This window comes from Streptosporangium sandarakinum, assembly GCF_013409935.1.
Lineage (GTDB): Bacteria > Actinomycetota > Actinomycetes > Streptosporangiales > Streptosporangiaceae > Streptosporangium > Streptosporangium nondiastaticum.
Map to the genome: position 1 here is coordinate 162,766 of NZ_JACCCO010000001.1, position 12,483 is coordinate 175,248.

At 73.5% G+C, this 12,483-nt stretch carries 12 protein-coding genes; 6 read left to right on the top strand and 6 right to left on the bottom strand.

What is annotated here, in order from left to right; all coding sequences use genetic code 11:
* The first annotated feature begins 134 nt into the window (after positions 1-134).
* Together HDA43_RS00805 and HDA43_RS00810 are read left to right on the top strand one after the other, a co-directional pair.
* Positions 135-1,007, top strand: coding sequence for a metalloregulator ArsR/SmtB family transcription factor (locus HDA43_RS00805; protein WP_179817824.1), 873 nt, complete (start codon positions 135-137; stop codon positions 1,005-1,007).
* Complete coding sequence (locus tag HDA43_RS00810) at positions 1,004-1,603, top strand: dihydrofolate reductase family protein (protein ID WP_179817825.1); 600 nt, start codon at positions 1,004-1,006, stop codon at positions 1,601-1,603. The genes HDA43_RS00805 and HDA43_RS00810 overlap by 4 nt, the downstream gene beginning before the upstream one ends.
* A gap of 51 nt (positions 1,604-1,654) precedes the next feature.
* Here the strand turns inward: HDA43_RS00810 and HDA43_RS35670 are convergent, their stop codons facing one another.
* Both HDA43_RS35670 and HDA43_RS00820 read right to left on the bottom strand, forming a co-directional pair.
* Complete coding sequence (locus HDA43_RS35670) at positions 1,655-1,777, bottom strand: hypothetical protein (protein WP_281395004.1); 123 nt, start codon at positions 1,775-1,777, stop codon at positions 1,655-1,657.
* A gap of 83 nt (positions 1,778-1,860) precedes the next feature.
* Positions 1,861-2,694 (bottom strand): IclR family transcriptional regulator, encoded by an 834-nt coding sequence (locus tag HDA43_RS00820; RefSeq protein WP_179817826.1) that lies wholly within the window; start codon positions 2,692-2,694, stop codon positions 1,861-1,863.
* Positions 2,695-2,816: 122 nt separating this feature from the next.
* Here HDA43_RS00820 and HDA43_RS00825 point away from each other — a divergent pair, with 122 nt between their 5' ends.
* The 4 genes from HDA43_RS00825 (at position 2,817) to HDA43_RS00840 (ending at position 6,511) form a co-directional block, all read left to right on the top strand.
* Positions 2,817-3,470 carry an ABC transporter permease gene (locus HDA43_RS00825; protein WP_179817827.1) on the top strand — a complete coding sequence of 218 codons (654 nt, stop codon included), beginning with the start codon at positions 2,817-2,819 and terminating at the stop codon, positions 3,468-3,470.
* Positions 3,457-4,494 (top strand): ABC transporter ATP-binding protein, encoded by a 1,038-nt coding sequence (locus HDA43_RS00830; RefSeq protein WP_179817828.1) that lies wholly within the window; start codon positions 3,457-3,459, stop codon positions 4,492-4,494. Before HDA43_RS00825 ends, HDA43_RS00830 begins: the two co-directional genes overlap by 14 nt.
* On the top strand, positions 4,484-5,326 hold the full coding sequence (locus tag HDA43_RS00835) for an ABC transporter permease (protein WP_218911544.1): 843 nt from the start codon (positions 4,484-4,486) through the stop codon (positions 5,324-5,326). The genes HDA43_RS00830 and HDA43_RS00835 overlap by 11 nt, the downstream gene beginning before the upstream one ends.
* Positions 5,327-5,521: 195 nt before the next feature.
* Entirely contained in the window at positions 5,522-6,511 is a 990-nt protein-coding gene (locus HDA43_RS00840) for a glycine betaine ABC transporter substrate-binding protein (protein WP_179817829.1), read from the top strand.
* 130 nt (positions 6,512-6,641) lie between these two features.
* Here the strand turns inward: HDA43_RS00840 and HDA43_RS00845 are convergent, their stop codons facing one another.
* The 4 genes from HDA43_RS00845 to HDA43_RS00860 all read right to left on the bottom strand — a co-directional run bounded on the left by HDA43_RS00845 (position 6,642) and on the right by HDA43_RS00860 (position 12,388).
* A complete protein-coding gene (locus HDA43_RS00845) occupies positions 6,642-8,558 on the bottom strand; it encodes an FUSC family protein (RefSeq protein ID WP_179817830.1) in 1,917 nt (638 codons plus the stop codon).
* A gap of 36 nt (positions 8,559-8,594) precedes the next feature.
* Complete coding sequence (locus HDA43_RS00850) at positions 8,595-10,685, bottom strand: xanthine dehydrogenase family protein molybdopterin-binding subunit (protein WP_312872873.1); 2,091 nt, start codon at positions 10,683-10,685, stop codon at positions 8,595-8,597.
* A 73-nt stretch (positions 10,686-10,758) separates the two neighbouring features.
* The gene (locus HDA43_RS00855; RefSeq protein WP_179817831.1) at positions 10,759-11,781 is read right to left on the bottom strand and encodes an FAD binding domain-containing protein; all 1,023 of its coding nucleotides are present in this window, start codon (positions 11,779-11,781) and stop codon (positions 10,759-10,761) included.
* 55 nt (positions 11,782-11,836) lie between these two features.
* A complete protein-coding gene (locus tag HDA43_RS00860; RefSeq protein ID WP_312872874.1) occupies positions 11,837-12,388 on the bottom strand; it encodes a (2Fe-2S)-binding protein in 552 nt (183 codons plus the stop codon).
* Positions 12,389-12,483: the final 95 nt, after the last annotated feature.

Genomic DNA, 12,483 nt, shown 5'->3' on the forward strand with positions numbered 1-12,483 from the left:
ACGCCGCTGCTTGAGGCGGAGCCCGGCCCCGGAGCCGACGTCACGGCTTGAGAGGACATGGCCGGTCCGCCGCCATCGAACGAACCACAAATATTCTTTGACACGAATATTCTCCTTGGAGAATAATGATGGCCATGGACGCACTACTCGCCGCCCTGGCCGATCCGGCCCGCTGGCGGCTCGTGAACCTGCTGGCCGAACGGCCCCGTTCGGTCGGCGTCCTCGCCCGGCTCGCCGAGGCGCGCCAGCCGCAGACGACCAAGCACCTGCAGGCCCTTGAGCGCGCCGGCGTCGTCACCTCCCAGCGCACCGGCCAGCGCCGCGTCTACGCGCTCCGGCCCGCTCCCCTGCGGGACCTGGCGGCCGTGCTCACCCGGCTCGCCGACACCGCGGACCAGGCCGACGGCCCGCACGCGACCTACGACCGGTACGGGCTCAGCCTTCACGCGGAGCGGCTCGCCGCGGAGGAGCCGGGGTGGGCCGACGGACGCTCGTTCAGGTTCCTCCGGTCGCTGCCGGGACGCCCCGAACTGGTCTGGCGCCACCTGACCGAGACCTCCCTGCTCGCCCGATGGTGGACCCCCGACGACCTCCGCGTCTCCGAGCTCGTGTTCGAGGCGCGGCCGGGCGGGCGGATCGTCCACGAGTACCGCGACATCGAGGACGCCGACGGCTCCGACCCGGTCGCCGGGCGCGCGGAGGGGGTCGTCGACGACGTACGGCCCGCCGAGCGCCTGACCTACCGGCTCTCCCCGCTGCTTCCCGGCGGCGGCCCGGCCTTCACCGCGCACGTCGACCTCGGCCTCCGGCCCACCGGCACCGGCACGGACCTCGACGTCCGCTGGCGGATCGCCGACAGCACGGTCGGCTCCGCGGACTTCATCGCGGGCATCGAGCTCGGCTTCGGCCAGAGCCTCGACAAGCTCGCGGCGGCCCTCGCCGCGGGCCCGCACGACACCGCCGTCGCCGACGGCACCGACGGCACCGATATAAGGAGCACGAAATGACGGAGCAGACCGGCCGCAGGGTGACCGCGAACCTGAGCCTCACCCTCGACGGGCGTTACCACGGCCCCGGTGGACCCGGTGATTTCGCGGCTTTCGCCCCGTATGTGACCAGCGAGCTCGCGCGAAACCACATGAACCGCATCTGGGAGAACGCGACGACGGCGCTGCTCGGCCGGAACAACGCCGAGGGATTCATGGGGCACTGGTCGTCCGTCGCCGAAGACGACAACGCCGATCCGCGTGACCGCGGATACGCCAAGTGGCTGGTCGACACGGAGAAGGTGGTCCTGTCGACCGCCCTGACCGAAGCGCCGTGGGAACGCACCCGCGTGGTGAACGCCCCCGCCGCCGACGTCGTCACCGAACTCAAGGCCACCGGCGAGGGTGAAATCCTCGTCAACAGCAGCCCCAGCGTCATCAAGCCGCTCCTGGCGGCGGACCTGATCGACCGGCTGTATCTCATGATCTTCCCCGAGATCGCCGGAGGCGGGCAGCGGCTGTTCGACGACGGCCTGCCGGCCACGAAGTGGACGCTCACGCACCGGGAGACCGGCGAGCTGGGCGAGCTCGCCATGGTCTACGACCGGGTCCGCTGAGCCGGCCGGCCACCGTCGCCGTCCGCGGGCGGACCGGCCCTCACCTCCGGATCACCGCAACGCGGCGTCCCGGTCGATCAGCACCCGACCCCGGGGCGACCTGACGAGGTTCCACGGGGCGGCGTCGTTGTGGCAGACGAGCTCCTCGGCGTCCGGGGGATGATCCGGTTCCACACCGCGGGCCCGGGCGGGACGAAGCCGGCCGAGGCGGCGTGCAGGTCGGCCGGCAGGCGGCCGATCTCCGCCCTGCCGGGAGTTCAACGACCGCCGGCGGACCCCGCCGGATCCGGGGAACGATCCGCGCCGGAGCCGGGGGCGCCCGGGGGCAGGCCCAGGGCGGTCGAGAGCCGGCGCGCCGTCTCCGCGACGACGGCCCCCATCTCCCTCATCCGGGACTCGGCGGGGGTGCGGGTGACCGACACGCTGATGGCGGCCGCGATCAGTCCCCGGTGCTCCCGCACCGGCGCCGACACCCCGGCCGCGCTGTCCTCCAGCTCGACATCGGTCACCGCGTACCCGGCGGTGCGCACGTGCTCGATGTCGGCCAGCCACTGCTCCTCGCCACCGATCGCGGAGTCCAGGCCGCTGGGCAGGGCCGCCCGGAGCAGCTCGCGGATCTGCTCGTCCTCCCAGTCCGCGAGGAGCGACCGCCCCGCGGCCGCCATGATCACCGGGACGGAGACGCCCTCCCAGATCCGGTGGTAGGCCCGGGACGACGGCACCGATGACAGTGTGAGAACCATCTCACCGCGCAGTACGCACAGGTGCGTGTCCTCGTCGAAGAGCGTGGCCAGGTGCCGCAGGAAGGGCTCGGCCACCCGGACGAGCCTCGACTGCTGGGTCCGCGCCGCGAGCGAGAACAGGCGCCAGCCCAGGCGGTAGCGGCGCGTCACCGGGTCGCGCTCCACCATGCCCTCGGCTTCGAGCGCGCGCAGCGCCCGCGACACCTGGCTCTTCTCCCGGCCCAGGCGCTGGGCGATCCAGTTGACGCCGAACCCGTCGGCGTCGGGGCCGTCCCCGTGGCCGGCGAGCACCTCGAGGATCTCCATGTCCCGGCGCAGCCCGGCCGAGGACACCGGCTTCTCGCTCATCCCCATCCGTTCATAACGAAAGCATTGCGTTATGTTGCGATGACCGCAACTTATTTTGCGCTGAATGCAACCAACCGCATACGTTTACAAACCCTGCAAGCGTAAGCGAAGGTGGTTCCCCCATGAACTTCAGCGAGTACGTGGTCTCTCGCTGGGACACTCTCTCGCTGGCCGCAGCCGAACACGTCCTCGCCGTGGCGATCGCGATCGGGGTCGCCGCGCTCGTCGGGATCGGGACGGGCCTCCTCGTCCACGAGACGCCGAAGGCCCGGAACGCCTCACTGGCGCTCTCCGCCGCGATCCTGACGGTTCCCTCCCTCGCCCTGCTCACCCTGTTGATCCCCCTCACCGGTCTCGGCTGGGGCTCCACGCTGGTCGCGCTGACCGCGTACGCGCTCCTGCCGATCATCCGCAACACGGTGACGGGGCTGAACGGCGTGGACGCCACCACGGTGGAGGCCGGGCGCGGGATGGGCATGAGCCGAGCCCGCGTCCTGATGAAGGTGCAGCTCCCGCTGGCCTGGCCGCTGATCCTGACCGGGGTCCGCGTCTCGACCCAGATGATCATCGGCATCGCGGCGATCGCCGCCTACGTCGACGGGCCGGGCCTCGGCACGCAGATCTTCGAGGGGCTCTCCCGGCTCGGGTCGGTGAACGCTCTCAACGCCACGCTCGCGGGCACGCTCGGCATCGTGGTCATCGCCGTGCTGTTCGACCTGTTCTTCTACGCCGTTCGCCAACTGACCGTCCCCAGGGGGCTTCGTGTTCGACACTGAGACAGAGGGAGCGCGCATCGAACTGCGCGCATTGACCAAGCACTATCCGGGGCAGCCCGCACCCGCGGTCGACAACGTCGACCTCGACATCCCCGCCGGTGAGCTGGTGGTCTTCGTCGGCCCGTCGGGCTGTGGCAAGACGACCACCATGAAGATGATCAACCGTCTGGTCGAGCCCACGTCGGGTGAGATCCGCATCGGCGGCAAGGACGTCCTGAGCCTGCAGCCCGATGAGCTCCGCCGGCACATCGGCTACGCCATCCAGCAGGTGGGCCTGTTCCCCCACCTGACCATCGGGCAGAACATCGGGCTGGTGCCCAAGCTGCTGGGCTGGCCGGCGGCGCGGATCGCCGCGCGGGTGGAGGAGCTCCTCTCGCTGGTGAACCTGGAGCCGTCGCTGTTCCACGACCGCTACCCCCGCCAGTTGTCCGGCGGCCAGCAGCAGCGCGTGGGCGTGGCCCGGGCGCTGGCGGCCGACCCGCCCGTGATGCTGATGGACGAGCCGTTCGGCGCGACCGACCCGATCACGCGCGAGCACCTGCAGAAGGAGTTCGTCCGGCTGCAGAAGCGGCTGCGCAAGACGATCATCTTCGTCACCCACGACTTCGAGGAGGCCATCAAACTGGGCGACCGCATCGTCGTGCTCCGGGAGCGCTCGCACATCGCGCAGTACGACACCCCCGCCGAGATCCTCGCCCGGCCCGCCGACGACTACGTCGCCGGGTTCGTCGGCCAGGACGCCACGCTCAAGCGGCTCGCGCTGCTGCGCGTGGAGGACGTGGCGCCCGTCGGGCCGCCCCAGCCGACCGGGCTGCCGCAGGTCGCGGCCGGGACCAGCCTGCGTGAGGCCCTGGACGTCATGATCGCCCACGGCTCCGACCGCTGCAGCTCCCCCTCCGGCGTCCTCACCTACGCCGCGCTGTGCGGGGTCGTGGGAACCGGACGGCCGTCGTCCACCGGGCAGGAGCCGGAGGCGGTGCCCTCCCTCCCCGCGCCGGAGAAGGTAGTTGCCGGTGGCCGCTGACACCCTCACCGCCGACATCCTCGGCTCCGAAGCCTCCGAAGGCGCGGGAGTCCCCGGAGCCCCCGAAACCGCCGGCGCCCTCACCGCGGACCGGGCGCGACCGTCCCGGCGCGCCGCGCGCCTGCGTCTCCTCCTCACCCCCGCCGCCGTGTGCGCCGTACTGGCCGCCCTGTACGCCTGGGTGAGCGCCCAGGACCTCGACTCCATCGAACAGCGCAGCCTCAACCCGTCGGTGATCCTCACCAAGGCCGCGGAGCACCTGGAGATGACCCTCGCCGCGACGGCGCTCGTGGTGGTCATCGCGATCCCGCTGGGCATCGTCGCCTCCCGCTCCCGCAACCGGATCGCCACGCCGGTCATCCTCACCGCCGCCAACCTCGGCCAGGCGGTGCCGTGCATCGGGCTCCTCGTCCTGTGCACCTTCCTGATGGGGGTGGGCTTCCAGACCGCGCTGGTCGGGCTGGTGGCGTACTCCGTCCTGCCGGTCCTGCGCAACACGATGGTCGGGGTCCAGCAGGTGGACCCGGCGCTCGTCGAGGCCGCCCGCGGGATGGGCATGACCAGGGGCCAGGTGCTACGCCGGGTGGAGCTCAGGCTCGCCGTGCCCGCGATCCTCGCCGGGTTGCGCACCGCGCTCGTACTGACCGTCGGCGTCGCCACGCTCGGCGCGTTCGTCGCCGCGGGCGGCTTCGGCGAGCTGATCATCAACGGCCTCAAGCTGAACCGCATGCCCGTGACCGTGGTCGGCGGTGTGCTGACCGCGTGCATCGCCTTCCTCATCGACTGGCTCGGCGCGCTCGCCGAGAACGTGCTCAGGCCCCGGGGCCTCTGACCCGGGCTCCGACCTGAGCTCCGACCCGGGCCGCCGCGCGTCCCGCCCCCGGCTCGCCGGGCGGCCCGAACCCTGAACGCCGTGCCGCCCCTGATCATCGGGCGGCCCGGACCACCGTGCCGCCCGTGGCCCCGGGCGGCGGGCCCCCGATCCCTCCTGGCATCCCCGACACGAGACCGAAGAGGTGTCCTTTCCGTGCGTTCCCATTCCCTCCGCAAGACGGTTCCCCTCCGCAGGACGGCCGCCGCGCTCGCCGCCGCGGCGCTGGCCCTCACCGCCGTGAGCGGCTGCGGCTCCGCCGAGGCCGTCGAGACCGCCAGCGCGGGCGACGAGCTCGCCGGAGCGAAGTTCGTCGTCGGCTCCAAGGACTTCACCGAGAACATCGTCCTCGGCAAGATCGCGGTGCAGGTGCTGAAGGCGCACGGGGCCGAGATCGTCGACAAGACCAACCTCGGCGGCACCGTCCCCAACCGCAAGGCCCTGGAGTCCAAGGCGATCGACATGTACTGGGACTACTCCGGCACCGGGTGGATCGAGCACCTGAGGAACGCCGAGCCCATCCAGGACTCGGCCGAGCAGTTCAAGGCCACCGCGGCCGCCGATCTCGCCAAGAACGGGATCCACTGGATCGGCCCGACCCCGCTGAACAACACCTACGCCCTGGCGATCCGCTCGGAGAAGGCCCAGGAGCTGGGCGTCAAGACGCTCTCCGACGTTGCCGAGCTGGCGAAGACCAAGCCGGAGGAGGTCACGCTGTGCATCGAGACGGAGTTCTCCACCCGCGACGACGGCCTGCCGGGGCTGTCCAAGGCCTACGGCATGGACATCCCGAAGAACCGGGTCAGCCTGCTGGACACCGGCGTCGTCTACACCGAGACGGACAAGGGCCAGACCTGCAACTTCGGTGAGGTGTTCACCACCGACGGGCGCATCGCCTCGCTCGGCCTCACCGTGCTGGAGGACGACAAGAAGTTCTTCCCGGTCTACAACGCCGCCGTGACGCTGCGGGAGGACACCTACAAGAAGTACCCGGCGCTGGAGAAGGTGCTCCAGCCGGTGATCGACAAGCTGGACGACGCCACGATGCAGCAGCTCAACGCCAAGGTCGACGTCGAGGGCCAGGAGCCCGGCAAGGTCTCCGCCGACTGGCTCGACCAGCAGGGCTTCCTCGGCAGCAAGGCCTGACGGCGCGGGGCCCCGGCGCGGGCCCGGCGGCACGGCCCGGCGGGCCCGCGCCGCGGGCCGTGACGACGTCGGCGGTACGGCGGGCCGCCCCGCCGTACCGGCAGGCCCGCCGTACCGGCACGGCCGCCCCTCAGCAGGTGTGGTGGCCCGAGATGATGTCGCGCAGCGCGCGGATCGCGTCGTCCAGCCGTTCCGGGGTGCCCTCGGCGGCGGGCTCCGGCTCGGCGGGGACGCGCCGCCGGCGGATGGCCTCGGCGATCTCCTCCAGGGAGTCGGCCAGGGCCCGTACCGCCTCCGGGGGCGGCGGGGGCGCGCCGTGCTCGGCGCGCGCCACGGTGGCGGCCGTGGTGTCGGCCACCTTCTCCAGCGCGGTCATCGCGGGCATCCAGGTGGTGATCCGCCTGCTGACCGTGGGCGGCTCGGTCACCGCGCGCTGGAAGACGACCCGCAGGTCCGACATGGCCTCGTACGCCTTGCGGCGGTACACCGGCCGGTCGGGGTTGCCGGGGTCGAAGGCGCCGCGCAGGTAGCGCGCGGTGGCCGACACCGCGTCGGCGAAGGGCCCCCGGACCGGGGCGTGCCAGCTTCCCGGCCACGGCAGGTAGCCCAGCAGCAGCACGATCACGCACCCGGCGACGGTGTCCACCAGGCGGACCTCCGCCAGCCGCGGGCCGCCCCGGGTCAGCAGGTCCACCAGGAGCAGCACCAGCGGCGCCTGGAAGGTCGACATCAGCCCCCAGTTGCGCTGCAGGCCGTACGGTATGAGCGCGGCGAACACCGCGATCGGGACGAGGATCAGCGGGCCGTACGGGACCACCAGGAGCACCGCGACGCCGACGAAGGTGCCGGCGAACGTGCCGAGAGCCCGCTGCAGTGCCCGCGCGAACACCGACCCGAAGTCGGGCTTGAGGACCAGCGCGACGGTCAGCACCATCCAGTAGGACCGCTCGAACAGGCCGAACTCGCTGATCGCGGTGGCCACGCCCATGCACAGGGCGAGCCGGACGGCGTACTTGCGGGTGAAGTGGCCGTACCACATCTTCGCCCAGGCGTTGCGGAACCGCTCGCCGTAGCCGACCGGCCGGTACGGCAACTGCTCGGTCTCGACGTCACCGCCGGAGGCCAGCTCCACGGCCCCGTCCACGGCGGAGTTCAGCGCCCGCAGCGCGGGGGACTCGCCGGGGAGACGCGGCGGCGGGTGCGGCGCGCGTCCCTCGTCCAGCGCCGCGGTGATCTCCTCGACGGCGGCGGCCGTCCCCTCCGGCGGATCGCGTCCCTCCTGGCCGAGGGAGATCAGCGCGTTGCGGATCAGCGACGCCTGGTTCAGCAGCGCGATCAGCCGGGTCTGCCCGGGGTCCTGGCCGGCGGAGGCGGAGCGGGCGCCGAAGACGGCGTCGTAGCCGCTCTCCAGCGCGGTGTCGAACGCGGCCAGGGCGTCGGCGTCGCGGTCGTCGATCAGCCGGTCGAGCGACCGGTAGACCGTGACGGTCGCGCTCTCCTCCGGGTTCCGGGAACGCAGCGGCCAGTCGGCCACGCCGAGCACGGTCACCCAGGCCACGCCGAGCAGGAACTGCGCGGCCCCGAGGAGGGGACCGCCGGGCAGCGGGATACCGGTGCTGATCACTGCCATCACCACGAGTTGCAGTCCCGCCAGCGACCCCTTGGCCCCGATCGTGCTGATCAGCGCCGAGACCACCGAGACCACCACGATCACCGGGACCGTCCACCAGCCGTGGCCGCGCACCATCGCGCCGATGGCGTAGCCCGCCGCCCCGCCGAGGCCGACCAGGCCGATCCGGGCGACCCTCTCCCGGTACGGCCCGCCCCGGTTGGCCAGGCCCGGCCCCATGGCCCCCATGGAGGGCAGCAGGCCCAGCGTGAGATTCCCGGCGACGAGGGCCACGAGGAGCGGGACGGTCACCGCGAGGGCCATGCGGACCATCGGCCACCAGGCGGGTTTCGCCGGGGCGGGCCGTACGGTCTCCACCAGCCAGCCCGGCGCCGCGTCGGCCAGCCGGTCGGCGGCGGAGCGGAACGGGCTGGGCATCGTCGGCAACCGTCGGCGGCCGGGCTCGCGGCGCGCTCAGCGCACCAGCTTGTCGAGCCGGATCGGCAGGTCGCGGACCCGGACGCCGGTGGCGTGGTGGACGGCGTTGGCGACGGCGGCGGCGGTGCCGACGATGCCGATCTCCCCGATGCCCTTGGCGCCCAGCGGGTTGAGGTGCGGGTCGTCCTCCTCTATCCAGTACGCCTGGACGTCGGGCAGGTCCATGGCGGTCGGGACGTGGTACTGGGCGAGGTCGTGGTTGAGGTAGTCGCCGAACTCGCGGTCCATGACGCTCTCCTCCAGCAGGGCCATCGACATGCCCATGGTCATGCCGCCGACGAACTGTGAGCGCGCGGTGACGGGGTTGACGATCCGGCCGGCGGCGAACACCCCGAGCAGCCGCAGCACCCGTGCCTCCCCGGTGTCGAGGTCCACGCCCACCTCGGCGAACTGGGCGCCGAAGGCGTGCCGGGCGTACTCCGGCTGCTCGCCCACCTCCTCCGCGGTGTCGGCGGTCGCCTCCAGTCCTTCGGCGGGCACGTCGCCGCCGCGCAGGTCGAGCTCCTCCAGCAGGGCCTCGCAGGCCCGCACCACGGCCGTCCCCCAGGAGGCGGTGCCCGCCGAGCCGCCGGCCAGCGAGGCGGCGGGCAGCGCGGTGTCGCCGACCTCCACCCGTACCCGGTCCGGGGTGACGCGCAGCGCGTCGGCGGCGACCTGCGTCAGGATCGTCCGGGCGCCGGTGCCGATGTCGGCGGCGGCGATCCGCACGGAGAACCGGCCGTCCGGCTCGCACCGGGCACTCGCCCGCGAGGGGCGCCGGTAGACCGGGTAGGTGGACGCCGCCACGCCGGTGCCGACGAGCATCCGGCCGCGGGTCCGGGCCGCGGGCGTGGGGTCGCGGTCGGCCCAGCCGAACCGGCGGGCGCCCTCGCGCAGGCAGCCCACCAGGTTGCGGGAGCTGAACGGCAGGCCGCTCTCCGGCTCGGCGGCGGGCTCGTTGCGGATCCGCAGCTCGACCGGGTCGATCCCGCAGGCGACGGCCAGCTCGTCCATGGCCGACTCCAGCGCGAACATGCCCGGCGCCTCGCCGGGGGCGCGCATCCAGGCCGGGGTCGGCACGTCGAGCCGGACCAGGCGGTGCGCGGTGCGCCGGTCGGGCGCGGCGTACATCACGCGGGTCGGGGTGGTGGTCTGCTCGGCGAACTCGCGGAGCCGGGAGCTCTGCTCGAACGCCTCGTGCACGATCACGGTCAGCCGCCCGCCGGTGTCCGCGCCGAGCCGTACCCGCTGGATCGTCGGGGTGCGGTAGCCGGTCACCGCGAACATCTGCTGCCGGGTCACCGCGAGCTTGACCGGGCGGCCGGTGTGCTTGGCGGCGAGCGCGGCGAGCACCACGGGCGGCAGCGCGGCGCCCTTGGAGCCGAAGCCGCCGCCCACGTGCGGGGAGATGACGCGGACGTTCTCCGGCGGCATGCCGAACAGCGGGGCGATCGTCTCGCGCAGCGCGGACACCCCCTGCGTGGAGTCGTGGAGGGTGAGGCCGTCACCGCTCCAGACGGCGACCGTGGCGTGCGGCTCCATCGGGTTGTTGTGCTCGGCCGGGGTGCGGTACGTCGCGTCGACGAGGACCGGCGCCGCGGCGAGCGCCGCGTCCGGGTCGCCCAGCTCGGTGTCGGCGGGGTAGCCGGCGTTGACGCGGTCGGGCCGGTACATCTCCGGGTGGTCGGCGCGCAGCTCGACGTCGTGCGGCTCGGCGTCGTAGTCGATCCGCAGCAGCCGGGCCGCCTCCCGGGCGCACTGGAGCGTCTCGGCCACCACGACCGCGACGTACTGGCCGCGGTAGGCCACCCGGTCCGACTGCAGCACCGCCAGCTCGGCGTTGTCGGCCGGGGCCAGGCGGGGGGCGTTGCCGTGCCAGATGGCGGCGATCACCCCGGGGAGCCGGACGACGGCGTCGACGTCGGCCGCGAGGACCGTGCCGCGGGCGACGCTCGCCTGCACCGGCACGGCGTAGGCGAGGTCGTCCGGGAAGTTCTCGTAGGCGTATCGGGCCAGGCCCGTCACCTTCTCGACGCCCTCGACGCGTTCCAGCGCCGCGCCGACGTACGGCCTGGCCTCGGTCTTCACGGCGTCTCCAGGGGTCGCGGCGCGCCGGCCGCGCCGGTCGCGGCGGCCGGGGCGTCTCCGGGGCGTACGGCGGTCACGGTGTCTCCACGGGCTCGGACTCCGCGAACCCCGCGGGCTCAGCGGGCTCCGCGAGGTCGGCGAGGGTGCGGACCAGGACGTTGCGCAGCAGCGGCGCCTTGAAGGCGTTGCCCGGCAGCGGGCTGGAGCGGGCCAGCTCGGCGTCGGCCGCCCGGGCGAACTCCTCCGGGGTGGCCGCCGCGCCGCGCAGCGCCGCCTCGGCGGCCTCGGCCCGCCACGGCACGTGGGCCACGCCGCCCAGCGCGATGCGGCAGTCGCGCACCACCCCGCCGGCCACGTCCAGCGCGGCCGCCACCGACACCACCGCGAACGCGAAGGACGCCCGGTCGCGCACCTTGCGGTAGCGCGAGCGCGCCGCGAACGGCAGGTGGGGCACCTCGACCGCGGTGATCAGTTCGCCGGGCGCCAGGACGGTGTCGCGGTCCGGCTCGTCGCCGGGCAGCCGGTGCAGGCCCGGCATCGGCACCGTACGGGCGCCGTCGGGGCCCTCCACGTGGACGAGGGCGTCCAGCGCGGCCAGCGCGACGGCCATGTCGGAGGGGTGGGTGGCCACGCAGTGCTCCGAGTGGCCGAGGATCGCGAGGTTGCGGTGGTCGCCCGTGCGGGCCGGGCACCCGGAGCCGGGCAGCCGCTTGTTGCAGGGCTTGGTCACGTCCTGGAAGTAGGGGCAGCGGGTGCGCTGCAACAGGTTGCCGGCGACCGTGGCCATGTTGCGGATCTGCCCGGAGGCCCCCTCCAGCACGGCGCGGGCGAGCAGCGGCTGGGCCCGCCGGACGAGCGGGTCGGCGGCGAGGTCGCCGTTGCGCACTCCCGCGCCGATCAGCAGGCCGCCGCCGGTCTCCTCGATCGCGCGGGAGGAGATCCGGGTGACGTCCACCAGGGTCCGCGGCGTGGCGACGCCGAGCCGCATCAGGTCCACCAGGTTCGTTCCGCCGCCGAGGTAGACGGCGTCCGGCCGCCCGGCGGCGGCCACCGCGGACCGCACGTCGGCGGGCCGCTCGTAGGTGAAAGGTCTCACCGCGCCACCCGCTCCGCCGCGCCGTACGGCGGCGCCACCCGCGCCGTCCGGTCCGTCACCGCGCCACCTGGCCGACGGCCGCGACGATGCCGGGGTAGGCGCCGCACCGGCACAGGTTGCCGCTCATCCGCTCGCGGATCTCCGTCTCGTCCAGCCGCGGCGGGGCCGACAGGCCGGGGGTGACCGCGCTCGGCCACCCTTCGGCGGCCTCGGCCAGCGCGCCGACCGCCGAGCAGAGCTGCCCGGGGGTGCAGTAGCCGCACTGGAAGGCGTCGTTCTCGACGAAGGCGGCCTGCAGCGGGTGCAGGGCGTCGCCGTCGGCGAGCCCCTCCACCGTGACGATCTCCACGTCGTCCGCGGTCACCGTGAGCGTCAGGCACGACAGCGCGCGCCGGCCGTCCACCAGCACCGTGCAGGCGCCGCACTGGCCGTGGTCGCAGCCCTTCTTCGCGCCGGTCAGCCCGAGGCTCTCGCGCAGCGTGTCCAGCAGCGTCTCGCGGGTGTCCACGGTGACCGGGCGGGGGACGCCGTTCACCGACAGGCGGAGGTCGGCCGTGACGGGGTCGGGCACCCCGCCCGCCCCCGTGATGTCTGTTTCGCCGTTCACGGGCGCTCCCCTACCCCGTCGCTCGTCGGCCATATCTCCCGGGCGGACGCTTGACGGTTCCTTGACCGTTCCGCCCCTCCCCCGCCGTGGATCCC